The sequence below is a fragment of the Streptomyces nigrescens genome (assembly GCF_027626975.1).
In the GTDB taxonomy this organism is placed as follows: Bacteria; Actinomycetota; Actinomycetes; order Streptomycetales; family Streptomycetaceae; genus Streptomyces; species Streptomyces nigrescens.
Map to the genome: position 1 here is coordinate 3,145,135 of NZ_CP114203.1, position 26,812 is coordinate 3,171,946.

The window sequence follows — 26,812 nt, forward strand, 5'->3', positions numbered from 1 at the left end:
CCACGCTCGCGATGTGCCCTAAGAAGCTTCTAAGAGAGGTGTTTGGCAGCCTATGTCCATGCCGCCCACCCCCGGGAACACCCCAGCCCCCAAGATCCTCGTCGTCGACGACGAACCGGAGGTGCGTGCCGCCGTCGAGGACGGCCTCGCCGTGGAGGGCTATGCGGTGCGCGGCGCCGCCGACGGCCTGGCCGCCCTCTCGGAGGTCGCCGCCTGGCAGCCGGACGTCCTCGTCCTGGACGTGCTGATGCCCGTCCTGGACGGTCTGGCCGTCTGCCGCCGGCTGCGCGCCCTGGACGACCGCACCCCGATCCTCGTCCTGACCGCGCTGGACTCGGTCAGCGAGCGGGTCGACGGGCTGGACGCCGGCGCCGACGACTACCTCGTCAAACCCTTCGCCCTGGACGAACTGGTCGCCCGGGTCCGGGCCCTGCTGCGCCGGGTCTCGGCCACGACCGTGGAGGACACCCAGCTCTCCTTCGGCGATCTGGTCGTCGACCCGGTGACCCGCACCGGCCACCGGGCGGGCCGTCCCCTGGAGTTCAGCCGCACCGAATGGGCGCTGCTGGAGCTGCTGTTGCTGCACCCCGGGCAGGTGCTGCCGCGCGAGGTGATCCTGGAGCGCGTCTGGGGCCGCGACTTCGGCCCGGACTCCAACTCCCTGGCCGTGTACATCGGTTATCTGCGCCGCAAACTGGAGGCGGGCGGCGAGTCCCGCCTCGTCCACACCGTGCACGGGGTCGGCTACCGCCTGGACCACGCGGAGGGCACATGACCGGCACCCGTGGCCTGGGAGCCCGCTGGCGGCGCCGCCGCCCGCTGCGCGCCCGGCTGGCGCTCGCGGCCTCCGCCGCGGTGGCGCTGGTGGCGGTCGGTGTCTGCGCCGCGGCGTTCACCATCATCGACTACCAGATGACCCGTCAGCTGAAGCTGACCCTGACCCAGACGGCCACCCAGATGATCCGGGACCGCCACGACTGGGGCCCGACGCCCAGTGACACGCTCTGCCAGTACCCGGCCTCGTCCTGTGTCCAGATCGTGCCGTCCGACCCCTCCAAGGATCCGCGCAAGCCGTATGTGCTGCGTGTCTCCGACGCCACCCGGCAGGTCGCCGACGGACGGCGCGCGGCGTTCTACGAGAAGCGGGAAGTGGCCGGCCGGCCGGTCCTGATGCTCACCACCCGCCTGGGGGAGAAGGACGAGGCGGTCCAGGTCGCCCAGCGCTCCGACACCGTCGACCGGGGCGTGGAACAGGCCGCCTGGGCGCTGGCCGCGGTCGGCGGCGCCGGCGTCCTGCTGGCCGCCGCACTGGGCTACTGGGTGTCCCGTACGGGCCTGGCCCCGGTCGCCCGGCTCACCGCCACCGCGGAGCGCATCGCCGCCACCCGCGACGCCCGCCACCGCATCGAACTCCCCGCGGGCCCGGCCGCCCGGGAGGACGAGATCACCCGGCTCGCCACCAGCTTCAACACCATGCTCGGCGAACTGGAGCAGTCCGTCACCGCCCAGCGCCGGCTGGTCGCCGACGCCTCCCACGAGCTGCGTACCCCGCTGACCGCGCTCCGCACCAACGCCGAACTCCTGGCCCGCGCCGACCGTTTGACCGACGCCCAGCGCGACCGTGCCTCAGCCGCCCTGGGCCGCCAGCTGCGCGAGGTCACCACCCTCGTCAACGATCTGATCGAACTCGCCCGCGACGAGGAACCCCAGCCGCTGGTCGAGCAGGTGCGCCCGGCCGCCCTCCTGGAGCATGCCGTGGGCGCGGCCCGGGAGCACTGGCCGGAGCTCACCTTCACCACCGCCATCGACCCCGCGGCGGCGGACACCGTGATCCCCGGAGTACCGCCCCGGCTCGCCCGGCTGCTGTCCAACCTGCTCGACAACGCCGCGAAGTTCTCCCCGCCGGGCGATCCGGTCGAGACCGGTCTCTCCTGCACAGCGGGCGCGTTGGAGCTGTCCGTACGCGACCACGGCCCCGGTATCGAGGCCGGTGATCTGCCCCATGTCTTCGACCGCTTCTACCGGGCGAAGGCGGCCCGTGCCCTGCCCGGCTCCGGTCTGGGCCTGGCGATGGCCCGCCAGATCGCCCGCGCCCACAACGCCGACCTCACCGCCGAGCAGGCACCGGGGGGCGGGGCGCTCTTCCGGCTGCGGATTCCGCTGCCGTAGCCCGGCCGGCGGGCTGCGGGGCGGCGGATGCGGCGCCGGGGTCCCGCGCAGAGGGGCGGGGCGGCAGGCAGGTCGCCCGCCGCCCCGCCCCGGGCCGCTCGTCCCGGCCGGACGTCAGAACCCGGCGGGCTCGGTGTAGATGCCCCACTCGTCGCGCAGGGCCCCGCAGATCTCGCCGAGGGTCGCCTCGGCCCGTACGGCCTCCAGCATCGGCTCGATCATGTTGCTGCCGCCCCGGGCGGCCTCCAGCATCGTCTTGAGGGCGGCCTGTACCCGGGCGTCGTCCCGCGCCGCCTTCCGCGACCCGAGCACCCGCACCTGCTCCCGCTCGACCTCGTGGCTGACCCGCAGAATCTCCAGATCGCCGGTGACCGAGCCGTGGTGGCAGTTGACGCCGACGACCTTCTTGTCGCCCTTCTCCAGCGCCTGCTGGTACCGGAAGGCGGACTCGGCGATCTCGCCGGTGAACCAGCCGTCCTCGATGCCGCGCAGGATGCCGGAGGTGATCGGGCCGATCGGGTGCTCGCCGTTCGGCACCGCCCGCCTGCCGCGCTCCTTGATCTGGTCGAAGATCTTCTCGGCGTCCGCCTCGATCCGGTCGGTCAGCGACTCGATGAACCACGAACCGCCCAGCGGGTCCGCGACATTGGCGACGCCGGTCTCCTCCATCAGCACCTGCTGGGTGCGCAGCGCGATCTCCGCGGCCTGCTCACTGGGCAGCGCCAGGGTCTCGTCCAGGGCGTTGGTGTGCAGCGAGTTCGTGCCGCCGAGCACGGCCGCCAGGGCCTCGACGGCGGTGCGTACGACGTTGTTGTACGGCTGCTGGGCGGTCAGCGAGACACCGGCGGTCTGGGTGTGGAAGCGCAGCCACTGCGCCTTCTCGCTCGTGGCGCCGTACACATCGCGCATCCAGCGGGCCCAGATCCGGCGTGCGGCGCGGAACTTGGCGATCTCCTCGAAGAAGTCCAGATGCGCGTCGAAGAAGAAGGACAGGCCGGGGGCGAAGGTGTTGACGTCCAGCCCGCGGGAGAGGCCGAGCTCCACGTAGCCGAAGCCGTCGGCGAGGGTGTACGCCAGCTCCTGCGCGGCCGTCGCGCCGGCCTCGCGGATGTGGTAGCCGGAGACCGAGAGCGGCTTGTACGCGGGGATGCCGCGGGCGCAGTGCTCCATCAGGTCGCCGATCAGGCGCAGATGCGGCTCCGGCTGGAAGAGCCACTCCTTCTGCGCGATGTACTCCTTGAAGATGTCCGTCTGGAGCGTGCCGTTCAGGACACCCGGGTCGATCCCCTGCCGCTCGGCGGCCACCAGATACATGCAGAAGACCGGTACGGCGGGACCGCTGATCGTCATGGAGGTCGTGACATCACCCAGCGGGATGTCCTTGAAGAGGACCTCCATGTCGGCGGCCGAGTCGATGGCCACGCCGCAGTGCCCGACCTCGCCCAGCGAGCGCGGATCGTCGGAGTCGCGGCCCATGAGGGTCGGCATGTCGAAGGCGACGGAGAGGCCGCCGCCGCCCGCCTTGAGGATCATCTTGTAGCGCTCGTTCGTCTGCTCGGCGTTGCCGAAGCCGGCGAACTGGCGGATCGTCCAGGTCCGCCCGCGGTAGCCGGTCGGGTACAGCCCCCGCGTGAAGGGGAACTCGCCCGGCCAGCCGATCCGCTCGAAGCCCTCGACCGAGTCGCCGGGCCGGGGTCCGTACGCCGGCTCGACAGGATCACCCGAAAGCGTGGTGAAGTCCGCATCCCGCTTACGGGCGGAGTCGTACCGAGCCTGCCAGCGGCGGCGGCCCTCATCGATCGCGTCAGCGTCCATACCCCTGAATTTACTAGGACGTCCTAGTAGTTGTCGACGGGAGGGGCTGATGAGTCGCCTTATGCGTCACGATGCTCACTTTCCGTCACGATCAGGAGTCACGCAAAAGCGCCCGCCCCTCGAAGGGACAGGCGCGTTCCGCGGGGGTTTCCGGGGTGGCCGGGGCGGCCGTCAGGCCTGCACCGGCTCCGGGGCGTCACCGGCGATCAGCGGCTCGACCTCCCGCACCACCTGGCGCTCCACGAAGAACGCCGCGGTGGGGATGGTGCCCGAGATCAGCACCCACAGCAGCTTGCCGAACTTCCACTTGGCCTTGGAGCCCAGGTCAAAGGCGAAGACCAGGTAGATGATGTAGAGCACGCCGTGGATCTGGGAGACGACGAGGGTGAGGTCCTTGCCCATCCCGAAGCCGTACTTGAAAACCATGCAGGTGCAGAGCACCAGCAGCATCACCGCGGTGACGTAGGCCATCGCCCGGTAGCGGGTCAGGACGCTTCGCTTCATGCCCCGAGCGTAACCAGCCGTTCCGGGGCGATCTTCGCCGCCCCCCTGCGAACGCCGGGACCTACTCGTCGGTGAAGTCGTCCGCCGCCACCCGCAGCGGCCGCAGCAGCGCGAAGATCTCCGCGCACTCCTCGGCGTCATAGGCCCCGAGCCCGAAGTCCATCGCCATCAGGTCGCGGGTGGCCGCGTCACACACCTCGCGGCCCTTGTCCGTGATGGTGGCGAGGGTGCCCCGCCCGTCGTTCGGATTCGGCCGCTTGGCGACGAGCCCGGACTTCACCAGCCGGTCGACGGTGTTGGTCACCGAGGTGGGGTGCACCATCAGCCGCTCGCCGATCTTCGACATCGGCAGCTCACCGGCCTTGGAGAAGGTCAGCAGCACCAGCGCCTCATAGCGCGCGAAGGTCAGTCCGTACGGCTTGACCACCGCGTCCACCTCGGACAGCAGGATCTGATGGGCGCGCATGATCGAGGTGATCGCGGCCATCGAGGGCACGGCGCCCCATCGCTGCTGCCACAGTTCATCGGCGCGCGCGATGGGATCGAAAGCAAGGCTGAGCGGCTTCGGCACGCCTCCGACACTACCCGGCGGTCATATGGTGGTCAGCCGCGTCTCATTTTCCGGTCTCCGGAACCGGCCCGTCCGTTCCGCGCACCGCTCCGGCGCACGCCCGGTCCGCTCCCACCGGCCCCCGCTCCGTCCGCCGCACCTCGAAGATCACCGCGAGCACGCAGACCGCCCCCAGCACCCCCGCGGCCGGCATCACGACCCGCAGGGGTGCGTACTCCGCGCCGACCCCGGCCAGCCCCATCGCCAGCCCCATCACCGTCATCCGCCCCGCCTGCATCACCGTCATCGCCTGGCCCAGCAGCTCGTCGGGGACCGCGGCGACGAACCAGCGGTCGACCCCGAAGTTGTACGAGATCCCGGTGCCGGTCAGCACCAGCAGCAGCACCGCCCAGCCGAGCGAGGGCTGCGCGGCGAAGCCCAGCGAGGGCAGCACCGCGAAGACGCCCATGGGGAAGGTGAGCCGGGCACGGGCCCGCGGTCCCAGGAACGTGCCCACCAGGCTCTCGGCCACCACCGCGCCGACGGGCATGGCGCACATCAGCAGCCCCGTGCCGGCCGGCCCGACGCCGAGCAGACCGGCGTAGGCGACCAGCAGCGCCTCGGGGATCACGACGAACGCCGGCGGCAGCCAGGTCAGCAGCAGCAGCGCCCGCACCCGGCGGTCGGCCAGCAGCCGCCGGATCCCGCCCAGCGAGGCCGCCAGCAGCGCCCCGCGCTCCGCTCCCCGCGCCCCGTCCCGCGCCGGCCGCGCCAGGGTCCCCAGCCGCAGCAGCAGCGCCGACCCGAGGAACGCACCGGCGGTGAGCGCGAGCACCGCCCCCGGCGACACCACGACGAGCAGCAGCCCGCCCGCGGCGAACCCGGCGAGCTGCGCGCTCTGGTTCACGATGCGGATCACCGAGCGCCCCAGGACGAACAGCTCCCCCTCGCCGAGGATCTCCCCCAGCGTCGCGGCCCGGGTCCCGGCGAAGACCGGCGCGATGGCCGCGAGCACACAGCGCAGCACCAGCAGCACCACGACCGGGGTGCCCGGCACCACCATCCCCGCCGCCGCCAGCGCACACAGCACATCGCAGCCGACCAGCACCCGCCGGGCCGGATACCGGTCGGCGACCGCCGACAGCAGCGTCCCGCCGACGACGTACGGCAGCAGCCCCAGCGCGAACGTCAGGGCGCTCAGCAGCGGCGAGGCGGTGAGCCGGAAGACGAGGACGGACAGCGCGATCTCGCAGACGACCACGCCGAGCGACGACAGCAGATGCGCCGCGAAGACGAAACGGAACTCGGGGACCGCGAAGACGGCGCGATAGCCGTCCGGGCGGGCCGGTCCGCCCTGTGGTCCAGTGTCGGCGGCGCCCGTATCGGGGCAGACGGGGAGGCGGCCCGACGGCGCGGGCCCGGAAGGCGAGGGCATGTCGGCAGACTGCCGGACCCCGGTGCCGCCCCGTAGTCTTTCGGCTACAGCCGAATCCTGTGTCCGGGGGGAGCGTGCGGCCGTGCCGGTGAACCTGCATTTCGGCGCCGATGACCTGCTCCGCATCCGGTTCGCGGTCTCCCCGCTGTGCGAGACCCATGAGGCCGTACGGACCCTGCGCCACGCCGACCGGCACGGCTATCACACGCCGTGGCTGCGCCGGATGCGCGAGACACTGGCCGGGCTGGACCTGACGCCGCTGTGGCTCTTCATGCCGTCGTCGCCGCCGGGGGGCTACACACCGGACTTCCTGGGCCGCCCGCCGGACACCCCGATGGCCGGCTTCGACGAGGAACTGGCGCAGCTGCGCGCCACCGACCCGGCCCTGGCCCGGGCGGAGATGGCCAAGTCACTGGCGGGCCGGCCGGAGGCCGCGGAGTCGGCACGCGGCCGGGCGGCGCTGGCCGATCCGGCGCGGGCGGTCCAGGAGCTGGCCGATGTCACCGAACGGGCCTGGCGGGCGCTGCTCGCCCCGGACTGGCCGCGGCTGCGGGCGCTGCTGGAGGCCGAGATCGCCTACCGGTCGCGGCAGTTGGCGGGCGGCGGACTCCAGCGGCTGTTCGCCGATCTGCATCCGCGGCTGTCCTGGTCGGGTGACACGCTGACGGTCCGCACCCGTACCGACTTCGCCCAGATGCAGGATCTGGACGGCCGCGGGGTGCTGCTGCTGCCCAGCGCCTTCGTGTGGCCGGACGTGGTCAGCGGTTTTGATCCGCCGTGGCAGCCCACCGTGATCTACCCGGCGCGCGGGATCGGCGGGCTGTGGACCGAGCCGGAGACGGGTCCGGCGCTGGCGCGGCTGCTGGGGGCGAACCGCGCGGCCGTGCTGGCCGCGCTCGACGCGCCGTCGACCACGACGGCCCTGGCCCATCGCCTCGGCCTTGCGCCGTCCTCCGTCTCGGGGCATCTGTCCGTGCTGCGCGACGCCGGTCTGCTGGCCTCGCGCCGGCACGGACATCAGGTGCTGTACGAGCGCACCCCCCTGGGGATCACCCTGGCGGGGGGCGGCTGACGCCCCGAGGGGTGCTCGGGGGTGTCGGGGACCGGTCAGGTCCGGGGGTTGCCGCCCTCGGTGAGATACCGCTCCACGGTCTCGACCTTCGAGGTCAGTCCGTCGGTGACGCCGGGCCGTATGTCGGCCTTCAGCACCAGCGAGACCCGCCCGGCGCGGGCCTCGACCGCCGCGACCGCGCGCTTGACGACGTCCATGACCTCGTCCCATTCACCTTCGATGGAGGTGAACATGGCGTCCGTACGGTTCGGCAGCCCGGACTCGCGGACGACCCGGACCGCGTCGGCGACATACTCACCGACGTCCTCGCCGACGCCCAGCGGGCTCACCGAGAAGGCGACGATCATGCGCTGACGACCCCTTCCTTACGCGCCCGGGCCGCGATCACTCCGGCCTCCTCCTCGCGCTTGAGGATCCGGTCCCCGAAGAGGCCGCCGAACGGCAGGATCGCCAGCACGAAGAAGAAGGCGACGCGCTTGAAGGGCCACTTGGTGCGGTTCCACACGTCCAGCAGCAGCACCACATAGGTGATGAAGAGCAGACCGTGGATCATGCCGAGCGGCATCACCAGGGAGTCGTAGTCGAAAGCCAGGCGGAAACCGGTGCCGAAGATCAGCAGCGCCGGGAAGGAGATCGCCTCCGGGATGGAGGCCAGGCGCAGTCGGTGCAGGGCGGCGGCGGTCTTGATGTCCACGGGAACCTCGTTCGAGTGGCGGGCGAGGAGCAAACTGCTTGTGCAAGAGTTCACAAGCTTCGCCCTATTGTGACAAGTCACCCCTGCGGTCAACGCGCCGGGGGGCGGCAAGGGCCACCGACCGGCGGCCGGGAGGAGATTCCGGGCCATGTCAGGGACAAAGGGCCTGCCCCGCGCGGCCCCGGCCGACTACCGTCTGACCCGTGGCTCAGTTTCGGCTCCAGGGGAGCAAGGTGCTCGCCGTCGACATGACGGGCGATGCCGTCAAGGCGAAAAACGGTGCGATGGTCGCGTACGACGGCCAGATGGCGTTCAAGAAGATGTCCGGCGGCGGCGAGGGCCTGCGCGGCATGGTCACCCGTCGGCTCACGGGTGAGCAGATGACCGTGATGGAGGTGAAGGGCCACGGCACCTGCTACTTCGCCGATCGCGCGAGCGAGATCAACCTGGTGCAGTTGCAGGGCGAGAAGCTGTTCGTGGAGGCCGGCAATCTGCTGTGCACGGACGCCGCGCTCCGTACGGGCACGACCTTCACCGGACTGCGCGGCGCCTCCCAGGGCAACGGCCTGTTCACCACCACCGTCGAGGGAAGTGGCCAGGCGGCGATCACCTCCCACGGTCCCGCGGTGGTGCTGCGGGTCACCAAGCAGTACCCCCTCCAGGTCGACCCGGGCGCCTATGTCGCCCACACCGGCGACCTCAAGCAGCACCTCCAGTCCGGGGTGAATTTCCGCACCTTCATCGGGGAGGGCTCCGGCGAGGCCTTCCAGATCCGCTTCGAGGGCGAGGGCCTGGTCTACGTGCAGCCCAGCGAGCGCAACACCGTGGGCGGTGAGGTCTGATGCCGTTCACCCTGCTCAACTCCCGCATGGTGGAGGCCAGGATCGGTCCGGGCCAGCGGATGTTCAGCCAGCGCGGCGCGATGCTCGCCTACCGCGGCGAGGTCTCCTTCACCCCGAACATCCAGGGCGGCCAGGGCGGCGTCGGCTCGATGATCGGCCGCCGGATCGCCGGCGAGGCCACGCCCCTGATGACCGTCGAGGGCACCGGTACGGTCATGTTCGGCCACGGCGGCCACCACGTCCATGTCGTCGACCTGACCGGCGAGACGCTCTACGTCGAGGCCGACCGGCTGCTGGCCTTCGACGGCTCGCTGCAGCAGGGCACGATGTTCATGGGCTCGCAGGGCGGGGTGATGGGCATGGTCCGCGGCCAGGTCACCGGCCAGGGCCTGTTCACCACGACCCTCAAGGGCGTCGGCTCGGCCGCGGTGATGGCGCACGGCGGGGTGATCGAGCTGCCGATCACGCCCCAGCGCCCGGTCCATGTCGACCCGCAGGCCTATGTCGCCCACCGCGGCGACGTCCGCAACAAACTGTCCACGGCGCTCGGCTGGCGCGACATGGTCGGCCGCGGCTCGGGCGAGGCCTTCCAGCTGGAGCTGTCGGGCCAGGGCACCGTCTACGTACAGGCGTCGGAGGAAAAGCTGTGACCGGTCCCGTCGTCCACGACGTCCATTCGCTCCCCGCCGACGACAACGTCCATGCGTACGCCTTCAGCGTCGAGCTGGACGGCCAGTGGTTCCTGCAGAAGGGGAAGATGATCGCCTACTACGGGCAGATCGACTTCCACGGCATCGGACACGGCCGTCTGGACCGCCTGATCGCCGGAAGTTTCCATTCGCCACTGCACGCCGCGGACTGGGTCGTTGCCGAGGGCCGCGGAAAGATGCTGCTCGCGGACCGTGCCTTCGATGTGAATTCCTTCGATCTGGAGGACGGCAATCTGACGATTCGCTCAGGCAACTTGCTCGCATTTCAGCCATCTCTGTCGCTGAAGCAGTCGATCATCCCGGGCTTCCTCACCCTCATCGGCACGGGCAAGTTCGTGGCCGCGTCCAACGGCCCGGTGGTCTTCATGGAGCCGCCGATCCGGGTGGACCCGCAGGCGCTCGTCGGCTGGGCGGACTGCCCCTCCCCGTGCCACCACTACGACCACCAGTACCTGCAGGGATTCCTGGGCGGACTGCGGGCGCACACCGGGATCGGCGGGGCGTCCGGAGAGGAGCACCAATTCGAGTTCGTCGGGGCCGGCACGGTCCTGCTGCAGTCGACGGAGCAGTTGATGCCGGAGCTGGAGACCGGTGCGGTACCCACCGAAGCGGGCGTTCCGGGCGGCGGCGGACACGTCCCGCAAAGTGGCTCACAACTGCCCCAGCTCCCCGGCAACCTCGGGAGCCTCCAGCGCCGCTTCGGGCTGTGAGCGGTACTCTGCGGACGGTGACCTCGAACGTCTGACCAACAACCGGCCCCCCGCCGGACGAGGCACCACCCCCGGCCTGATTAATTCACTATTCAACTTTTACGGGTAGAATTCACTCCATGACGACCGACAGCGACACCCCCTGGCTGACCGACCAGGAGCAGTGTGCCTGGCGCACCCACCTCGATGTCAGCAGGCTGCTGATGCACCAACTCGAGCGCGATCTGCAACCGTTCGGCCTGACGAACAACGACTACGAGATCCTGGTCAACCTCTCCGAGGCCGAGGACCGACGCCTCCGGATGAGCGACCTGGCAGCCAGCACCCTGCAGTCCAAGAGCCGTCTCTCCCACCAGATCACCCGGATGGAGAACGCCGGCCTGGTGCGCCGCGAGAGCTGCGAGTCGGACCGCCGTGGCCTCTACGCCGTCCTCACGGACGAAGGCTGGGACACCATGCGCCGGGTCGCCCCGCACCATGTCGCCTCGGTCCGCAAGCACTTCATCGACCTCTTCACCTCCGAGGACCTCCAGGCGCTGCGGACCTCGCTCACTCCGGTGGCCGAACACCTCCGCAAGGAGCGCGGCGGCCTCTGACCGGCCGGCCTCGGCCCCGGACCGGGCCGAGGCCCCGTCGCCGGGCCGCCACGGGCTCAGCCGGCCACCGGCAGCCGCAGTTCGAACACCGATCCCGTGCGCACGGCCAGCGAACCGCCGTGCCGCACCGCGACATCGCGCGCGATGGCCAGCCCCAGCCCGGCCCCGCCGTCGTCCCGTGCCCGTGCGTCATCGAGCCGGACGAACCGCTCGAAGATCCGCTCCCGCTCGCTCTCCGGCACCCCGGGCCCGTCGTCCTCAACCCGCAGCACCGCCCACTCCCCCTCGCGCACCACGGCCACCCGCACGGACGAGACGGCATGCCGCTGCGCGTTGTCCAGCAGGTTCCCCAGCACCCGCCCCAACTGACCGCGGGATCCGGCCACTTCCGCACTCGCCAGCTCCCCGGCCCGCACCGGGATCCGGTCCGCGACCCGCTGCGAGCTCTCCTCGCGCACCATCGCCGCCAGATCGACCCGGGCACCGGCCGGCCGCTCCCCCGCGTCCAGCCGGGCCAGCAGCAGCAGATCCGCCGCCAGCCGCTGCAGTCGCACGGTGTCCTCCACCGCGCCCGGCACATCCAGCAACTCCGGGTGCGCCACCCCCACTTCCAGCTGCGTCCGCAGACTCGCGATCGGGCTGCGCAGCTCGTGCGAGGCGTCCGCGACGAACCGCCGCTGCCGCTCCACGGACGACTCCAGCGCCGCCAGCGTCTCGTTGGTCGTCCGCGCCAGCCGGCCGATCTCGTCCTTCGACGACGGCACCGGCACCCGCCGGCTCAGATCCGTACTCGCCGTGATCGCGGCCATCTCCCCGCGAATCCCCTCCACCGGCCGCAGTGCCCGCCGGGTCACCAGCCAGGTCACCCCCGCCACCACCACGAGCAGCAGCGGCAACCCCACCAGCATGGCGTCCCGCACCGACCCGACGGCGTCCCGCTCCGGCGCCAGCGCCGACCCCGCGCGCACCGTCGCCTGCTCACCGCGGATGTCCTTGGCCTCGACCACCGCGAACCGGTAGTCGGCCACCGTCCCGTCGACGTCCGCCGTCCCGTCCCGGTACACGACATCGTCGTCGACCTCGCCCGACTTGAGCCCCTGCTCGTCCTCGTCCTCGCCGTCCTCGTCATCCCCCGACGGCGCGACGCTCCCCGCGCCCTGCGACGTCTTCGCCACACGCTTCCCATCGACGGCCCGCACATCCTCACCGACCGCCAGCACCCGCCCGTTCTCGGCGGCGACCACCACCGGATGGTCCTCACCGTCCGGCAGATCCAGCTGGTCGTACGGCTTGCCCGTCGCAATCTGCTCGGCCACCGAGCGCGCCGCGACCTGCGCCTGCAGACCGGCCTGGTCCTGCAGATTGCCCTGCAGCACCAGCAGCACCGCCGTACCCGCCGCGATCAGCGCCAGGGCCACCACCACGGTCGCCCCGGCCGCCGCCCTGGCCCGTACCGAGCCCAGCACGCTACCCACCGGCCACCAGCCGGTATCCCGCGCCGCGCACCGTCACGATGTGGCCGGCGCCGAGCTTGCGCCGCAGTGCGCTCACGTACACCTCGATGATGTTGACATCGCCCTCATAGGCGAAGTCCCAGACGTGCTCCAGGATCTCCGCCTTGGAGACCACCTCGCCCGCCCGCACCGCCAGCTGCTCCAGCACGGCGAACTCCTTCGTCGTCAGCGTCACTTCGACGCCGTCCCGCTCGACCCGACGCGCCCCCTGGTCGATGGCCAGCGACCCCACCTGCAGCACCGGCGGCGCGGTCCGGCCGCGCCGCCGCAGCAGCGCCTTCACCCGCGCCACCAGCACCACATACGAGAACGGCTTGGTCAGATAGTCGTCGGCGCCGGTGTCCAGCCCCTCGGCCTCGTCGTACTCGCCGTCCTTGGCGGTCAGCATCAGAATCGGCACCTCATGGCCGGCCGCACGCAGCGCCCCGCACACGCGGTAGCCGTTCATGCCCGGCAGCATGATGTCGAGCACGACCAGGTCGTAGCTCTCCTCACTCGCCTGATGGAGCCCCGCCAGACCGTCGTGCACCACATCGACCGCGTACCCCTCGGCCATCAGCCCCTTGGCCAGTGACAGGGCCAGCCGCTTCTCGTCCTCCACGATCAGGAGACGGTAGGGAGGGTGAGCGGCGGATCCGGGCGGGCGGTGCTGCGTGACGTGCGGGTGCATGCGCTCACCATGTCATCCCCTTCCTGAAGCTCCCTTCAGGCACCTTCAGGTCCCCTTCAGCTTCGTTCGGCCAGTGTGTGGCCACAGCCGATCGCAAGGGGAGACACCATGAAGCGCCAACTGATCATCGCCACCGCCGCCGCGGCCGCCCTCGTCGCCGCCGGCACGGTCACCGCCGTCGCGGTCAGCAACGACGGCGCCGGCACCGCCCGGTCCGGCGCACCGGTCACGGCACAGCCGGCCGCCCATGACGCGGGCTCCGGCACCGCCCAGGTGCAGGACCGCCGGTCCAGCATCCGTATGCAGGACGACGACGCCAACGGCCAGGAGGACATCCGCGAGGCCCGCACCGCCAAGGTGACCGCGTCGGACGCCGCGGCCGCCGCCGTCAAGGCCGTCCCCGGCACCGTGGCCGGCCTCGACCTGGACGCGGACCGTCCCGGCCTGGTCTGGGACGCGGACGTACTGGGCAAGGACGGCAAGTGGCACGAGGTCACCCTCGACGCCGGCAACGCACGGGTGCTGAACCAGCACGTCGACCAGGACGAGGACGACGACACCCGCGAGCGCGCCGCCCTCCACAACGCCCGGACCGACGCCGGGGCCGCCGCCCGTACCGCCGCGGCCTCGCACGGCACCGTGACCTCCGTCGAACTGGACGACGACCGGGCCAAGGCGGTCTGGGAGGTCGAGACGGTCACGAACGACGGCAAGGAGCACAAGCTGCTGGTCGACCCGCAGTCCGGCAAGCTGAGCGCCGTTCCGGCGCATGACGCCGACGACGACAACGACGACGACGGCGCGGACGACTGACGCCACGCCACCACCTGGGCCCCACCCACCTCACCGTGGGCGGGGCCTTCGGCTGTGGCTGGGGCCGGTGCGGGTTTGCCGTGGGCTGGGGCCGTTTCGCCTACGGGTTGTGGGTGGTGGGTCGGAGGGGACGCCCGGTAAGCCGTCCTCGGCGCGGGCGACGCGGGTCCCGGAGGTTCTTCACCCCGTTGTTCGCTCCGGGTCCTGCGGGCGGCTCACCGGACATCCCCTCCGACCGCCGTACGTACGCGGCCGTCCCGCCGTACCGATCACCGTCACCAACCCCATACGGCACCCCTTGGCAGGGACCTGGCCATTCCACCCGCAGATTGGGCACGACCGAGGTGGGGGCCGTAACGGACGGTGTCACCGGCCGGCAGCCGGCAACGCTGAACGGTTGGAGGGGATGTACCGGTGCCCGCCCGCAGGACTGGAGCGAACGCCGGGGTGCTCAATCGCACGTAGCCGCGTCGCCCGCGCCGAGGACGGGTACCGGTGCGTCCCCTCCGACCCCCGCGGCAACCACGCACCCCGCAAACCCCCAGCCCCCACCAGCCCGCAGAAGTCAGGCAACGGATCGGCCGCGCCACGCAGGGGCGCGGGGAACTGCGCGACCAGCCACAACGCACCCGCAGACAAACAACGCCACCCCCCGGGCGGCACCCGCCTCAGTCCCCGTTGGTCAGCCCATCGACCAGCTCATCGGCCGCCCGATAGGGATCCGTCTCGCCGGAGACGATGCGCTCGGCCAGCGCATCCAGTCGGCGATCGCCACGCAGATCGCCGATCCGCTCGCGGAGCGCCGTGACCGCGATCGTCTCGACCTCGTGGGCCGCGCGGGAGCGGCGCCGCTGGGCGAGGACGCCGTGCTCCTCCATCCAGGCCCGGTGCTTCTCCAGCGCCTCGACGACCTCGTCGACACCCTCGCCACGCGCCGCGACGGTCTTGACGATCGGCGGCCGCCAGTCACCCGGCGCACGGGATTCGCCGAGCCCCAGCATGTGGTTGAGCTCGCGGGCGGTCGCATCGGCCCCGTCCCGGTCCGCCTTGTTGACGACGTAGACGTCGCCGATCTCCAGGATCCCGGCCTTGGCCGCCTGAATGCCGTCGCCCATGCCGGGCGCGAGCAGCACCACGCTCGTATCGGCCTGGGAGGCGATCTCCACCTCGGACTGGCCGACGCCGACCGTCTCGACGAGGACCACGTCGCAGCCCGCCGCGTCCAGGACGCGGATCGCCTGTGGTGCGGCCCAGGCCAGGCCGCCCAGATGGCCGCGGGTGGCCATGGAGCGGATGTAGACGCCGGGGTCGGAGGCGTGCTCCGACATCCGGACACGGTCACCGAGCAGCGCGCCGCCGGAGAACGGGGAGGACGGGTCGACGGCGAGCACGCCGACCCGTTTGCCCGTCTTGCGATAGGCCGTCACCAGCGCGGAGGTGGTGGTGGACTTGCCCACACCGGGCGAGCCGGTCAGCCCGACCACATACGCGTTGCCGGTGAGCGGCGCCAGGGCCGCCATCACCTCGCGCAGCTCCGGCGACGCCCCCTCCACGAGGGAGATCAGCCGTGCCACGGCCCTCGGCCGGCCCTGCCGTGCCTGTTCCACCAGCTGGGGGACGTCCACCATCGCCGCTCGGCTCCTTCGGCTCGCTCGTATCGCGATTCGGCCCGCTCGTACGCACCGGCGTACGAGCTCCCGCTTACTTACCCGGTACGCGGATGATCAGCGCGTCGCCCTGACCGCCGCCACCACACAGCGCGGCGGCACCCACGCCACCGCCCCGCCGGCGCAGCTCCAGCGCGAGATGCAGCACGATCCGGGCGCCGGACATCCCGATCGGGTGACCCAGCGCAATGGCGCCGCCATTGACATTCACCTTTTCCGGGGACACCCCCAGGTCCTTCATCGACTGCACGGCGACGGCCGCGAACGCCTCGTTGATCTCGATCAGGTCAAGATCGTCGACGGCGAGGCCGTCCTTCTTCAGGGCGTGGTTGATGGCGTTGGAGGGCTGGGACTGGAGCGAGTTGTCCGGGCCCGCGACATTGCCGTGCGCACCGATCTCCGCGATCCATTCCAGGCCGAGCTCCTGGGCCTTGGCCTTGCTCATGACGACGACCGCGGCGGCGCCGTCGGAGATCTGCGAGGAGGTGCCGGCGGTGATCGTGCCGTCCTTGGCGAAGGCCGGCCGGAGCTTGCCGAGCGACTCCGCGGTGGTCTCGCCGCGGATGCCCTCGTCCTGGCTGAAGACGACCGGCTCGCCCTTGCGCTGCGGGATCTCCACGGGGGTGATCTCGGCCTCGAAGAGCCCGTTCTTCTGGGCGGCGGCGGCCCGCTGGTGGGAGCGCGCGGCGACCTCGTCCTGCTCCGGTCGGGCGATGCCCAAACGGGTGTTGTGCTTCTCGGTCGACTCGCCCATGGCGATGCCTTCGTAGGCGTCCGTGAGGCCGTCGTGCGCCATCGCGTCGAGCATCTCGACCGCGCCGTACTTGAAGCCCTCACGGGACTTCGGGAGCAGGTGCGGGGCGTTGGTCATGGACTCCTGGCCGCCGGCGACGATGACATCGAACTCGCCGGCGCGGATGAGCTGGTCGGCCAGCGCGATGGCGTCGAGGCCGGAGAGACAGACCTTGTTGACGGTCAGCGCGGGGACGTTCATGGGGATCCCGGCCTTGACGGCGGCCTGGCGTGCCGGGATCTGCCCTGCCCCGGCCTGGAGCACCTGGCCCATGATCACGTACTGCACCTGGTCGCCGCCGATGCCCGCCCGGTCGAGTGCCGCCTTGATGGCGACGGCGCCCAGGTCGGCGCCGGAGAAGGTCCGCAGGGATCCCAGGAGCCGGCCCATGGGGGTGCGCGCTCCCGCCACGATCACTGAGGTGCTGCCGTTCGTGCCGTTCGTTGCAGACATGCGGTGCGGCCTTCCTTTGCAGGGAAGTTAACGAGGGTTTCCGTCAATGTACTGAGCGGTACCCGCCGGGTCACCGGCAAGCGGGTGTGATCGCGCGCACGTTGCGTAACCAGCCGTGTGGGCGGTGCACTGGAGCCATGCTGACGCGAATCGACCACATCGGGATCGCCTGTTTCGACCTCGACAAGACTGTCGAGTTCTACCGTGCCACGTATGGCTTCGAGGTGTTCCACACCGAGGTCAACGAGGAGCAAGGGGTCCGGGAGGCCATGCTCAAGATCAATGAGACGTCGGACGGCGGCGCCTCGTATTTGCAGCTTCTGGAGCCCACCCGCGAGGACTCCGCGGTGGGCAAGTGGCTTGCCAAGAACGGCGAGGGGGTGCACCACATCGCCTTCGGCACCGCGGATGTGGACGGCGACTCCGAGGCCATCCGCGGCAAGGGCGTCCGGGTCCTCTACGACGAGCCCAGGACGGGTTCGATGGGGTCCCGGATCACCTTCCTGCACCCCAAGGATTGTCACGGAGTGCTCACCGAACTCGTCACCGCGGCGCCCGCCGGCTCGGCGGACCACTGACCTTCACCTTCCCCGGCCGGTAGAGTGCAGCTTCGGCCGGGGTAAGGGAGTGGGGCTCGGTCCATACCCTGCCGATGATCTGACACCATTTCTTCGGAAGGGTCAGCTCCGATGGGCGCGAGTCCGGTACGACGTGACGTGTACGGGACGAGCGCCGCAGGACCGGAGACGGCCGCCACCATGACCAGGGGACGGATGGGACCGCGCAGTGCGGGGCAACGACCGCTACGAGGCTGACGACCACCTCTCGCAGTTCGAGGCCGAGATGGAGCGGCTGAAGACGGAGCGGGACAAGGCCGTTCAGCACGCCGACGACCTCGGCTATCAGGTCGAGGTGCTGCGCGCCAAGCTCCATGAGGCGCGCCGCAACCTCGCGACCCGTCCTGCCTACGACAACGTCAGTCATCAGGCCGAACAGCTGCTGCGCAATGCGCAGATCCAGGCGGACCAGCTGCGTACCGATGCCGAGCGTGAGCTGCGCGAGGCACGGGCACAGACCCAGCGGCTGCTGCAGGAGCAGGCCGAGCGGCAGTCCCGGCTGGAGGCCGAGCTGCACGCCGAGGCGGTCAGCCGCCGGCAGCGGCTCGACGAGGAGCTCAACGAGCGCCGGCAGACCGTCGAATCGCATGTCAACGAGAACGTCGCCTGGGCCGAACAGCTGCGTGCCCGTACGGAGTCGCAGGCCCGCCGGCTCATGGAGGAGTCCCGCCGGGAGGCCGAGCAGGCGCTGGCGGCCGCGCGGGCCGAGGCACAGCGGCTGGCCGAACGCGCCCGTGAGCGGCTCGGCACCGAGGCCGAGGAGGCCCGCGCCGAAGCGGAAAGCATCCTGCGCCGGGCGCGTACGGACGCCGAGCGGCTGCTGAACGCCGCCTCCAGCCAGGCCCAGGAGGCCACCGACCAGGCCGAGCAGCTGCGTACCAGCGTCGGCACCGAGTCGGAGGAGGCCCGCCGGCAGGCCGCGGAGCTGACCCGCACCGCCGAGGCCCGCGTCCAGGAGGCGGACAAGGCGCTGCGCGAGGCGCGCGCCGAGGCGGAGAAGCTGGTCGACGAGGCGCAGCAGAGCGCCACCAAGCGGCTGACGGCGGCCGAATCGGACAATGAGCAGCGCACCCGTACGGCCAAGGCGGAGATCGCCCGGCTGGTCGGTGAGGCCACCAAGGAGGCCGAGGCGCTCAAGGCCGAGGCCGAGCAACTGCGGTCGGACGCCCGCGCGGAGGCCGACCGGCTGGTCGCCGAGGCGCAGGAGTCCGCCCGGTCCAAGGCGGCGGAGGACTCCGCGGCACAGCTGGCGAAGGCCGCGCGCTCCGCCGAGGAGGTGCTGACCAAGGCGTCGGAGGACGCCAAGGCCACCACCAAGGCCGCCGCCGAGGAAGCCGAACGGCTGCGCAAGGAGGCCGAGTCCGAGGCGGACCGGCTGCGCGAAGAGGCCCACGACACCGTGGCGCAGCTCAAGGGCGCCGCGAAGGACGACACCAAGGAGTACCGCGCCAAGACCGTCGAACTCCAGGAGGAGGCACGGCGGCTGCGCGGTGAGGCGGAGCAGCTGCGCGCGGACGCGGTCGCCGAGGGCGAGCGGATCCGCGGTGAGGCCCGCCGGGAGGCGGTCCAGCAGATCGAGGAGGCGGCCGGGACCGCCGAGGAGCTGCTGGCGAAGGCCAAGTCGGACGCCGAGGAGACCCGTTCGGGTGCCGTCGCGGAGAGCGAGCGGGTGCGGACGGAGGCCATCGAGCGTGCCTCGGCACTGCGCCGGCAGGCCGAGGAGGCGCTGGAGCGGTCCCGTTCGGAGGCCGAGGAGCTGCTCACCGAGGGCGCCCAGGCCGCGGAGATGGTGACCACCGAGGCGGAGGAGTCCGCCGCACGGCTGCGCGCGGAGGCCGAGCAGGCCGCCGAGGAGCGGCGCGCCGAGGCGCAGGACGAGCTGGACCGGCTGCACAGCGAGGCCGAGGAGAAGGTCACCGCCGCCGAGCGGTCGCTGCGCGACGCCCGCGCGGAGGCCGAGCGGCTGCGCCGGGAGACGCAGGAGGAGGCGGCCCGCCTCAAGGCGGAGTCGGCGGAGCGGCGCCGGACGCTGCAGCAGCAGGCCGAGGAGGAGGCCGAGCGGCTGCGCACGGAGGCCGCCGAGGACGCGTCGTCGGCGCGTTCCGAGGCCGAGTCGGTGGCCGTACGGCTGCGCACCGAGGCGTCGGCCGAGGCGGAGCGGCTGAAGGCGGAGGCGCAGGAGACCGCGGACCGGGTCCGGGCCGAGGCGGCCACGGCCGCCGAGCGCACGGGTGCGGAGGCGGCGCAGGCGCTGGCCGCGGCCCAGGAGGAGGCCGCGCGGCGGCGCCGGGAGGCCGAGCAGCTGCTGGGCGAGGCCCGCGAGGAGGCCCACCAGGAGCGCACCGCGGCGCGCGAGCAGAGCGAGGAGCTGCTGGCGTCGGCCCGTACGCGGGTGGGCGAGGCGCAGGAGGAGGCCCAGCGGCTGGTCGAGGACGCGGACCGGCGGGCGGGCGAGCTGGTGGCGGCGGCCGAGCAGACCGCGCAGCAGGTGCGGGACTCGGTCGCGGGGCTGCACGAGCAGGCCGGTGAGGAGATCGCCGGGCTGCGTTCGGCGGCCGAGCACGCCGCGGAGCGCACCAAGGCCGAGGCACAGGACGAGGCGGACCGGATCCGCAGGGACGCCTACGAGGAGCGGGAGCGCGCCTCGGAGGACGCGGCGCGGGCCCGTGCGGAGGCGCAGGAGGCGACGGAGGCCGCGAAGTCCCTTGCCGAGCGGGCGGTTTCCGAGGCCATCGAGGAGGCCGACGGGCTGCGCGCCGAGGCGGCCGGGGTGGTGGACGAGGCGCGCCGGGAGGCCGACGCGGCGCGGACCGAGGCCGCCGAGCAGGCCGACCGGCTGGTGTCGGAGGCGACCGACCGGGCCGAGAAGCTGGTGGCGGACGCCACGGCGAAGGCACAGCAGCTGCGTACCGACGCCTCGGACGCGCTGGCGGCCGGCGAGCAGGACGCGGCGCGGGCCCGTGCGGAGGCGCGGGACGACGCGAACCGGATGCGCTCGGACGCCGCGGAGCAGGCGGACCGGCTGATCACCGAGGCGCGTGCGGAGGCCGAACGGATTGTCACCGAGGCCACCGAGCTGACGTCTTCGGCGCAGGACGACGCGGACCGTACGGTCCAGGAGGCCCAGCAGGCCGCCGAGCGGCTGCGGGCCGACGGCGAGCAGCAGGCGCAGCGCCTGGTGGCGGAGGCCACCGAGACGGCGGAGCGGCTGCGGGCCGAGGCGGCCGAGGCGCTGGAGGAGGCCCGCAGGGACGCGGACCGCACCGGCGACGAGGCGCGCAAGGCGGCCAACAAGACGCGCTCGGACGCCGCGGAGCAGGCCGACGAGCTGATGTCGGAGGCCGCGACCGAGGCCGAGCGGCTGCGCACGGAGGCGGCGGAGACGACCGCGGACGCCGAGCGGGACGCGGACCGTACCCGGGCCGATGCCCGTGAGCAGGCCGACCGGATGCTGGCGACGGCCACCGCGGAGGCGGACCGGCTGCGGACGGAGGCGGCCGAGACGGTCACCGCCGCGCAGGAGCACGCCAACCGCACCCGTAACGACTCCGCGAAGCTCAAGGAGGACGCCGAGGCGGCGGCCGAGCAGACCCGGAACGAGGCCCAGCAGGAGGCGGACCGGCTGCTCGACGAGGCACGCAAGGAGGCCGCCAAGCGCCGCGGGGACGCGGCCGAGCAGGCGGACCAGCTCGTCGCCAAGGCCCAGGAGGAGGCGCTCAAGGCGGCCACCGCCGCCGAGGAGCAGGCCGACACCATGGTCGGGGTGGCCCGCAAGGAGGCCGAGCGGCTGGTCTCGGAGGCCACCACCGACGGCAATGCCCGGGTGGAGAAGGCCCGTACGGACGCGAACACGATGCTGGAGGAGGCCCGCCGCGACGCCACCGGTATCCGGGACCGCGCCGAGGAGCTGCGGCAGCGGATCGAGTCCGAGGTCGAGGAGCTGCACGAGCGGGCCCGCCGGGAGTCGGCGGAGACGATGAAGAACGCCGGCGAGCGGGTCGACAAGCTCATCGCGCAGGCCACCGCCCAGCAGGTGGAGGCCGAGGAGAAGGCCGACCGGATGGTGGCCGACGCGAACAGCGAGGCGAGCAAGGTCCGGATCTCGGCGGTGAAGAAGGCCGAGGGCCTGATCAAGGAGGCCGAGAACAAGAAGGCCGAGGCGGTGCGCGACGCGGAGCGGATGCGCACCGAGGCCGAGGCGGAGGCCACCCGGATCGTGGACGAGGGCAAGCGGGAGCTGGAGGTGCTGGTGCGCCGCCGGGAGGACATCAACGCCGAAATCTCCCGCGTTCAGGACGTTCTGGAAGCCCTGGAATCGTTCGAGGCACCCGGCGGGGGCGGGGAAGGAAAGGGCGCTGGTGTGAAGGCGGCCGCGGGGGCGGGCGCAACTCGTTCGAGTGGCAAGCAGTCTGAGGGGTAGCCACTCAAATGAGGGGTCATTCTCCAGATCAAACGGGCAATGACTCGATGACACGCCGTTGTGACCCCTAGGATTCTCCTTATCACCTCACCGGTCTCTTCGACAGGAACCCCATGAGCGACACTTCCTCCCCCTTCGGCTTCGAGCTCGTGCGGCGTGGGTACGACCGCGGTCAGGTGGACGACCGCATTACGAAGCTCGTCGCCGACCGCGACAGCGCGCTGGCCCGCATCACGTCGCTGGAAAAGCGGATCGAGGAGCTGCACCTCGAAACGCAGAACGCCCAGGCGCAGGTCAATGACGCCGAACCGTCCTACGCGGGCCTCGGTGCACGCGTGGAGAAGATCCTCCGGCTCGCCGAAGAGGAGGCGAAGGATCTGCGCGAGGAGGCCCGGCGGGCCGCCGAGCAGCACCGGGAGCTGGCCGAGTCGGCCGCCCAGCAGGTCCGTAACGACGCCGAGTCGTTCGCCGCCGAGCGCAAGGCGAAGGCGGAGGACGAGGGCGCCCGGATCGTCGAGAAGGCCAAGGGCGAGGCGTCCACGCTGCGCGCCGAGGCGCAGAAGGACGCGCAGTCCAAGCGCGAGGAGGCGGACTCCCTCTTCGAGGAGACCCGCGCCAAGGCCGCGCAGGCCGCCGCGGACTTCGAGACCAACCTCGCCAAGCGCCGTGAGCAGTCCGAGCGCGACCTGGCCTCGCGTCAGGCCAAGGCCGAGAAGCGGCTCGCGGAGATCGAGCACCGCGCCGAGCAGCTCCGCCTGGAGGCCGAGAAGCTGCGTACGGACGCGGAGCGCCGGGCCCGCCAGACGGTGGAGACCGCGCAGCGCCAGGCCGAGGACATCGTGGCGGACGCGAACGCCAAGGCGGACCGGATCCGCAGCGAATCCGAGCGTGAGCTGGCGGCGCTGACGAACCGCCGCGACTCGATCAACGCTCAGCTGACCAACGTCCGCGAGATGCTGGCGACGCTGACCGGTGCGGCGGTGGCCGCGGCCGGTGCCCCCGGTGAGGACGAGACGGTCTCCCGCGGCGTCCCCGCCCAGCAGAGCCGCTGACCTCCCCCAGCTATCGCTGGGAGGTACCCCCGGGCAGGCTCCGCTTCCGCCCAGCTGTTGCGCGCGCCCCCGTACCGCCCCTGAGGCGTTGCGGGGGCGCGGTGCGTACCGGGGGTCAGCCGGGCGGCCCCGCCCCGGTGGCAGGGGCCCCCGGGCGCGCCTAGCGTGCTCTACATGATCGAGCTCGAGGGGCTGACCAAGCATTACGGCGACAAGGTCGCCGTGGACCACCTCACGTTCACGGTGCGGCCCGGTATCGTCACCGGCTTCCTCGGCCCGAACGGCGCGGGCAAGTCGACGACCATGCGGATGATGCTCGACCTGGACAACCCGACGGCGGGGACGGTCCGGATCGACGGCAAGCACTACCGGCAGCTGAAGGATCCGCTCACCTATATCGGGGCGCTGCTGGAGGCGAAGGCGGTGCACGGCGGCCGGAGCGCCGCCAACCATCTGCTGTGTCTGGCACAGAGCAACGGCATTCCCCGCAGACGGGTCGCCGAGGTGCTGGACACCGTCGGGCTGAGCGCGGTCGCCAAGAAGCGCTCGAAGGGCTTCTCACTCGGTATGAGCCAGCGGCTCGGTATCGCCGCGGCGCTGCTCGGCGACCCCCAGGTGCTGCTCTTCGACGAGCCGGTCAACGGGCTCGACCCTGAAGGCATCCACTGGATCCGCAATCTGATGAAGAACCTCGCCGGCCAGGGCCGTACGGTCTTCGTCTCCTCGCATCTGATGAGCGAGATGGCGCTGACCGCCGAGCATCTGATCGTGATCGGGCAGGGCCGGCTGATGGCCGACACCTCGATGAAGGACTTCATCCACCAGAACTCGCGGTCGTACGTCCGGATGCGGTCCCCGCAGCAGGAGAAGCTGCTGGATCTGCTGCACGACGAGGGCATCGACGCGGTGGCCGTCGGCAACGGGTCGCTGGAGATCGACGGGGTCCCCGCCGACCGGCTGGGCGAACTGGCCGCCCGGCATCAGCTGGTACTGCATGAGCTCAGCCCTCAGCAGGCCTCCCTGGAGGACGCGTTCATGCAGCTGACGGCCGAGTCGGTGGAGTATCACGCGCACGACGGCGAACCGGTGCCGGACCGGCCCGCCGCACGGCCCGCGGGAGAACCGCAGCCGGCCGGGGCACGGCCGGGCAAGCCGCAGCCGACCGGCTGGGGCGCGGACTGGCAGAAGAAGAGGAGCTGACGGATGGGGGCGCTGGGGCAGGTCATTCGGTCGGAGTGGACCAAGATCAGGTCGGTGCGGTCCACGGTGTGGACGCTGGGCATCGCCGTGGTGGTCACCATCGGGCTGGGCGTGCTGATCTGCACCCTGGCCACCAACGACTTCAGCTCGATGCCGGCCCGGGACCGGCTGGCGTTCGACGCCACCAACATCAGCTTCGCCGGGATGGGCCTGGGCCAGCTGGCGATGATCGTCTTCGGGGTGCTGGTGGTCTCGAACGAGTACAGCACCGGCATGATCCGCGCCTCGCTGGCCGCCGTACCGCAGCGCGGCACCTTCCTGTTCTGCAAGCTGCTGGTGGCCACCGCGCTGGTCTTCGTCGTCGGACTCGCCACCAGCTTCGTGACGTTCTTCGCCGGCCAGGCGGTGCTCGGTGACCTCCGGGCGCACCTCGGCGATCCGGGCGTGCTGCGCGCGGTGATCGGCGGCGGGCTCTACATGACGCTGATCGCGCTGTTCTCGATGGCGGTGGCCACGATGCTGCGCAGCCCGATGCTCTCGCTGGGCATCCTGATGCCGTTCTTCTTCCTGATCTCGAACATTCTCGGAAATGTCTCGGCGACCCGGAAAATCGGCCGCTATCTGCCGGACCAGGCGGGCTCGAAAATCATGCAGGTGATCCCCCGGGCCAACGACGAGGTGCCGTACGGCCCGTGGGGCGGGCTCGGCATCATGATCGCCTGGACGGTGGTCGCGCTGGTCTGCGGGTTCGTGTTGTTGAAGAAGCGCGACGCGTAGCGCTGCGCTTTGCCTTTGCCGTACGTGGTTGGGTGCCGGTCCGCTGCGCTTTGCCTGCGGCGTACGTTGCCGGGGCGGCGCCGTTTCGCCTGCGGCGGGCCGGTCCGCTGCGTGGGCTGTTGGGTGCGGCGCCGATTCGCCTGCGGCGGGCTGTTTGTCCGCTGCGCGGGGCTGTTGGGTGCGGTGACGGGTCTCCGGGGCTTGGTGTGTGGACTGCTTCGCTTTACGTCCACACACCAAGCCCCGGAGACCCGTCACCTCCCGTGGGTGGTAAGGGTTGGGGTGGGTGGGGTGGGTGTCACCTGTGGCGATTGACGGGAACCGTCAATGTCCGGATAGCCTCCTAACCCTCACGGGGGTACGAGGGCGCCTCTGCCCCGACCATCTTGCGAGGGGCGGAGAATGATCGAGGCAGTCGGCCTGACGAAGCGCTACGGCGCCAAGACGGCCGTGTACAACCTGTCGTTCCAGGTACGGCCGGGCACGGTGACCGGCTTCCTGGGGCCCAACGGCTCCGGCAAGTCCACGACGATGCGCATGATCCTGGGCCTGGACGCACCGACCTCGGGGCGTGCCACCATCGCTGGCCGTCCCTTCCGCAGCCTCCCCAACGCTCCCCGCCAGGTGGGCGCACTGCTCGACGCCAAGGCCGTGCACGGCGGGCGCAGTGCGCGTCAGCATCTGCTCTCGCTCGCCCAGGTGTCCGGCATCCCGGCCCGCCGGGTCGACGAGGTGCTCGGCGTGGTCGGTCTGCAAGACGTCGCGGGGCGGCGCAGCAACGGCTTCTCGCTCGGGATGGGCCAGCGGCTCGGTATCGCCGCGGCGCTGCTCGGCGACCCCCAGGTGCTGCTCTTCGACGAGCCGGTCAACGGACTCGACCCCGAAGGCATCCTGTGGGTGCGCAATCTGATGAAGCAGCTGGCGAGCGAGGGCCGTACGGTCTTCGTCTCCTCGCATCTGATGAGCGAAATGGCGCTGACCGCCGAGCACTTGATCGTGATCGGCCGGGGGCAGCTGCTGGCGGATATGTCCGTGAAGGACTTCATCTCGGCCAACTCCGCCGATTTCGCCCGGGTCCGCACCCCGGACACCGAGCCGGAGCAGCGCGAGAAGCTGACCGCCGCGATCGGTGAGGCCGGCGGGCAGACCGCGCCCGAACCGGACGGTGCGCTGCGGGTGACCGGGCTGCCGCTCCCCCGCATCAGCGAGCTCGCGCATGAGGCCGACGTCCGGCTGTGGGAGCTGTCGCCGCACCAGGCCTCCCTGGAAGAGGCGTACATGCAGATGACGCAGGGCGCCGTGGACTACCGCTCGACGGCGGACGCGCGGGCCGGCCTCCAGGAGGCCCCCGCCGGGTACGCCCCGCAGGGTGGCGCACCGCAGGGGTTTGCGGGCGGCCCGGGGTACCCGGGTGGTCAGCCGGGTCTTCCCGGCCAGGTGCCGGCCGGTGTTCCCGGTCAGGGGCAGCCGAATCCGTACGCCCAGCAGGCACCGGGCTATCCGCCGCCCGCGCAAGGCCACCCGTACGGGGGACCCGAGCCGTACGGTGCGCCTCACCCGTACGGGCAACAGCCCGCCGCGCCGATGCCGCCCGCGGCTCCCGCCGCCCCCGCCGCCCAGCCCACGCCGCACCACGAGGACGCCCGATGACCAGCCCTCAGCAGCCGCAGCCCCAGCCGCAGCCTGAGCCCGGCCCCCACGACACCGGCGCACAGGAGCAGCCGGCACCGGCCGCGCCG

Annotated in this window: 24 protein-coding genes; 14 read left to right on the forward strand and 10 right to left on the reverse strand. The window is 71.7% G+C overall.

The window, feature by feature from the left end; all coding sequences use genetic code 11:
- The first annotated feature begins 52 nt into the window (after positions 1-52).
- Positions 53-775, forward strand: a complete 723-nt coding sequence (locus tag STRNI_RS14035) for a response regulator transcription factor (protein WP_018087342.1) — start codon at positions 53-55, stop codon at positions 773-775.
- On the forward strand, positions 772-2,169 hold the full coding sequence (locus STRNI_RS14040) for a sensor histidine kinase (RefSeq protein WP_266444664.1): 1,398 nt from the start codon (positions 772-774) through the stop codon (positions 2,167-2,169). Before STRNI_RS14035 ends, STRNI_RS14040 begins: the two co-directional genes overlap by 4 nt.
- 114 nt (positions 2,170-2,283) lie before the next feature.
- On the opposite strand, the gene STRNI_RS14045 is transcribed toward STRNI_RS14040, so the two are convergent.
- The 4 genes from STRNI_RS14045 to STRNI_RS14060 all read right to left on the reverse strand — a co-directional run bounded on the left by STRNI_RS14045 (position 2,284) and on the right by STRNI_RS14060 (position 6,473).
- Positions 2,284-3,984: a coenzyme B12-dependent isobutyryl-CoA mutase large subunit gene (locus tag STRNI_RS14045; RefSeq protein ID WP_093647297.1), complete on the reverse strand. Its 1,701-nt coding sequence runs from the start codon at positions 3,982-3,984 to the stop codon at positions 2,284-2,286.
- Positions 3,985-4,155: 171 nt separating this feature from the next.
- Complete coding sequence (locus tag STRNI_RS14050; RefSeq protein WP_018087345.1) at positions 4,156-4,488, reverse strand: DUF3817 domain-containing protein; 333 nt, start codon at positions 4,486-4,488, stop codon at positions 4,156-4,158.
- A 61-nt stretch (positions 4,489-4,549) separates the two neighbouring features.
- Positions 4,550-5,059, reverse strand: a complete 510-nt coding sequence (locus STRNI_RS14055) for a MarR family winged helix-turn-helix transcriptional regulator (RefSeq protein WP_026169233.1) — start codon at positions 5,057-5,059, stop codon at positions 4,550-4,552.
- Positions 5,060-5,102: 43 nt separating this feature from the next.
- Positions 5,103-6,473: an MFS transporter gene (locus tag STRNI_RS14060; RefSeq protein WP_277411352.1), complete on the reverse strand. Its 1,371-nt coding sequence runs from the start codon at positions 6,471-6,473 to the stop codon at positions 5,103-5,105.
- 82 nt (positions 6,474-6,555) lie between these two features.
- On the opposite strand from STRNI_RS14060, the gene STRNI_RS14065 reads away from it, so the two are divergent.
- On the forward strand, positions 6,556-7,545 hold the full coding sequence (locus tag STRNI_RS14065) for an ArsR/SmtB family transcription factor (protein WP_018087348.1): 990 nt from the start codon (positions 6,556-6,558) through the stop codon (positions 7,543-7,545).
- A gap of 35 nt (positions 7,546-7,580) precedes the next feature.
- Here the strand turns inward: STRNI_RS14065 and STRNI_RS14070 are convergent, their stop codons facing one another.
- Both STRNI_RS14070 and STRNI_RS14075 read right to left on the reverse strand, forming a co-directional pair.
- The gene (locus tag STRNI_RS14070; protein WP_018087349.1) at positions 7,581-7,892 is read right to left on the reverse strand and encodes an MTH1187 family thiamine-binding protein; all 312 of its coding nucleotides are present in this window, start codon (positions 7,890-7,892) and stop codon (positions 7,581-7,583) included.
- On the reverse strand, positions 7,889-8,239 hold the full coding sequence (locus STRNI_RS14075; protein ID WP_018087350.1) for a DUF3817 domain-containing protein: 351 nt from the start codon (positions 8,237-8,239) through the stop codon (positions 7,889-7,891). Before STRNI_RS14075 ends, STRNI_RS14070 begins: the two co-directional genes overlap by 4 nt.
- 203 nt (positions 8,240-8,442) lie before the next feature.
- On the opposite strand from STRNI_RS14075, the gene STRNI_RS14080 reads away from it, so the two are divergent.
- From STRNI_RS14080 to STRNI_RS14095, 4 genes are all read left to right on the forward strand, one after another.
- A complete protein-coding gene (locus tag STRNI_RS14080) occupies positions 8,443-9,081 on the forward strand; it encodes an AIM24 family protein (RefSeq protein WP_026169234.1) in 639 nt (212 codons plus the stop codon).
- Complete coding sequence (locus tag STRNI_RS14085) at positions 9,081-9,731, forward strand: AIM24 family protein (protein WP_018087352.1); 651 nt, start codon at positions 9,081-9,083, stop codon at positions 9,729-9,731. Before STRNI_RS14080 ends, STRNI_RS14085 begins: the two co-directional genes overlap by 1 nt.
- On the forward strand, positions 9,728-10,501 hold the full coding sequence (locus STRNI_RS14090) for an AIM24 family protein (RefSeq protein ID WP_208680947.1): 774 nt from the start codon (positions 9,728-9,730) through the stop codon (positions 10,499-10,501). Before STRNI_RS14085 ends, STRNI_RS14090 begins: the two co-directional genes overlap by 4 nt.
- Before the next feature lie 119 nt (positions 10,502-10,620).
- Positions 10,621-11,097 (forward strand): MarR family winged helix-turn-helix transcriptional regulator, encoded by a 477-nt coding sequence (locus STRNI_RS14095; protein ID WP_018087354.1) that lies wholly within the window; start codon positions 10,621-10,623, stop codon positions 11,095-11,097.
- A 56-nt stretch (positions 11,098-11,153) separates the two neighbouring features.
- On the opposite strand, the gene STRNI_RS14100 is transcribed toward STRNI_RS14095, so the two are convergent.
- Both STRNI_RS14100 and STRNI_RS14105 read right to left on the reverse strand, forming a co-directional pair.
- Positions 11,154-12,560 carry a sensor histidine kinase gene (locus tag STRNI_RS14100; protein WP_277413250.1) on the reverse strand — a complete coding sequence of 469 codons (1,407 nt, stop codon included), beginning with the start codon at positions 12,558-12,560 and terminating at the stop codon, positions 11,154-11,156.
- A gap of 4 nt (positions 12,561-12,564) precedes the next feature.
- Positions 12,565-13,281 (reverse strand): response regulator transcription factor, encoded by a 717-nt coding sequence (locus STRNI_RS14105; protein WP_018087356.1) that lies wholly within the window; start codon positions 13,279-13,281, stop codon positions 12,565-12,567.
- A gap of 108 nt (positions 13,282-13,389) precedes the next feature.
- Between STRNI_RS14105 and STRNI_RS14110 the strand changes: the two genes are divergently transcribed.
- Positions 13,390-14,094 (forward strand): PepSY domain-containing protein, encoded by a 705-nt coding sequence (locus tag STRNI_RS14110; RefSeq protein ID WP_277411353.1) that lies wholly within the window; start codon positions 13,390-13,392, stop codon positions 14,092-14,094.
- A gap of 668 nt (positions 14,095-14,762) precedes the next feature.
- Here STRNI_RS14110 and meaB read toward each other — a convergent pair.
- Positions 14,763-15,722, reverse strand: coding sequence for a methylmalonyl Co-A mutase-associated GTPase MeaB (gene meaB, locus STRNI_RS14115; protein ID WP_093642735.1), 960 nt, complete (start codon positions 15,720-15,722; stop codon positions 14,763-14,765).
- A 73-nt stretch (positions 15,723-15,795) separates the two neighbouring features.
- On the reverse strand, positions 15,796-16,971 hold the full coding sequence (locus STRNI_RS14120; RefSeq protein WP_026169237.1) for an acetyl-CoA C-acetyltransferase: 1,176 nt from the start codon (positions 16,969-16,971) through the stop codon (positions 15,796-15,798).
- Positions 16,972-17,144: 173 nt separating this feature from the next.
- On the opposite strand from STRNI_RS14120, the gene mce reads away from it, so the two are divergent.
- From mce to STRNI_RS14150, 6 genes are all read left to right on the forward strand, one after another.
- Entirely contained in the window at positions 17,145-17,585 is a 441-nt protein-coding gene (mce, locus tag STRNI_RS14125) for a methylmalonyl-CoA epimerase (RefSeq protein ID WP_018087361.1), read from the forward strand.
- Between the two features lie 208 nt (positions 17,586-17,793).
- Positions 17,794-22,044 carry a polarized growth protein Scy gene (scy, locus tag STRNI_RS14130; protein WP_018087362.1) on the forward strand — a complete coding sequence of 1,417 codons (4,251 nt, stop codon included), beginning with the start codon at positions 17,794-17,796 and terminating at the stop codon, positions 22,042-22,044.
- A 113-nt stretch (positions 22,045-22,157) separates the two neighbouring features.
- The gene (locus tag STRNI_RS14135) at positions 22,158-23,096 is read left to right on the forward strand and encodes a coiled-coil domain-containing protein (protein WP_018087363.1); all 939 of its coding nucleotides are present in this window, start codon (positions 22,158-22,160) and stop codon (positions 23,094-23,096) included.
- Between the two features lie 174 nt (positions 23,097-23,270).
- The gene (locus STRNI_RS14140; RefSeq protein WP_026169238.1) at positions 23,271-24,296 is read left to right on the forward strand and encodes an ABC transporter ATP-binding protein; all 1,026 of its coding nucleotides are present in this window, start codon (positions 23,271-23,273) and stop codon (positions 24,294-24,296) included.
- Between the two features lie 3 nt (positions 24,297-24,299).
- Positions 24,300-25,073 (forward strand): ABC transporter permease, encoded by a 774-nt coding sequence (locus STRNI_RS14145; RefSeq protein WP_018087365.1) that lies wholly within the window; start codon positions 24,300-24,302, stop codon positions 25,071-25,073.
- Between the two features lie 402 nt (positions 25,074-25,475).
- Positions 25,476-26,723 (forward strand): ABC transporter ATP-binding protein, encoded by a 1,248-nt coding sequence (locus tag STRNI_RS14150; protein ID WP_277411354.1) that lies wholly within the window; start codon positions 25,476-25,478, stop codon positions 26,721-26,723.
- The last annotated feature ends 89 nt before the right edge of the window (positions 26,724-26,812 follow it).

Excerpts from the sequence above, each read along its gene's own strand:
- STRNI_RS14035 (WP_018087342.1), top strand. The coding sequence starts at position 53 with ATGTCCATGCCGCCCACCCCCGGGAACACCCCAGCCCCCAAGATCCTC.
- STRNI_RS14040 (WP_266444664.1), top strand. The coding sequence starts at position 772 with ATGACCGGCACCCGTGGCCTGGGAGCCCGCTGGCGGCGCCGCCGCCCG.
- STRNI_RS14045 (WP_093647297.1), bottom strand. The coding sequence starts at position 3,984 with ATGGACGCTGACGCGATCGATGAGGGCCGCCGCCGCTGGCAGGCTCGG.
- STRNI_RS14050 (WP_018087345.1), bottom strand. The coding sequence starts at position 4,488 with ATGAAGCGAAGCGTCCTGACCCGCTACCGGGCGATGGCCTACGTCACC.
- STRNI_RS14060 (WP_277411352.1), bottom strand. The coding sequence starts at position 6,473 with ATGCCCTCGCCTTCCGGGCCCGCGCCGTCGGGCCGCCTCCCCGTCTGC.
- STRNI_RS14070 (WP_018087349.1), bottom strand. The coding sequence starts at position 7,892 with ATGATCGTCGCCTTCTCGGTGAGCCCGCTGGGCGTCGGCGAGGACGTC.
- STRNI_RS14085 (WP_018087352.1), top strand. The coding sequence starts at position 9,081 with ATGCCGTTCACCCTGCTCAACTCCCGCATGGTGGAGGCCAGGATCGGT.
- STRNI_RS14095 (WP_018087354.1), top strand. The coding sequence starts at position 10,621 with ATGACGACCGACAGCGACACCCCCTGGCTGACCGACCAGGAGCAGTGT.
- STRNI_RS14105 (WP_018087356.1), bottom strand. The coding sequence starts at position 13,281 with ATGCACCCGCACGTCACGCAGCACCGCCCGCCCGGATCCGCCGCTCAC.
- STRNI_RS14110 (WP_277411353.1), top strand. The coding sequence starts at position 13,390 with ATGAAGCGCCAACTGATCATCGCCACCGCCGCCGCGGCCGCCCTCGTC.
- meaB (WP_093642735.1), bottom strand. The coding sequence starts at position 15,722 with ATGGTGGACGTCCCCCAGCTGGTGGAACAGGCACGGCAGGGCCGGCCG.
- mce (WP_018087361.1), top strand. The coding sequence starts at position 17,145 with ATGCTGACGCGAATCGACCACATCGGGATCGCCTGTTTCGACCTCGAC.
- STRNI_RS14135 (WP_018087363.1), top strand. The coding sequence starts at position 22,158 with ATGAGCGACACTTCCTCCCCCTTCGGCTTCGAGCTCGTGCGGCGTGGG.
- STRNI_RS14140 (WP_026169238.1), top strand. The coding sequence starts at position 23,271 with ATGATCGAGCTCGAGGGGCTGACCAAGCATTACGGCGACAAGGTCGCC.
- STRNI_RS14145 (WP_018087365.1), top strand. The coding sequence starts at position 24,300 with ATGGGGGCGCTGGGGCAGGTCATTCGGTCGGAGTGGACCAAGATCAGG.
- STRNI_RS14150 (WP_277411354.1), top strand. The coding sequence starts at position 25,476 with ATGATCGAGGCAGTCGGCCTGACGAAGCGCTACGGCGCCAAGACGGCC.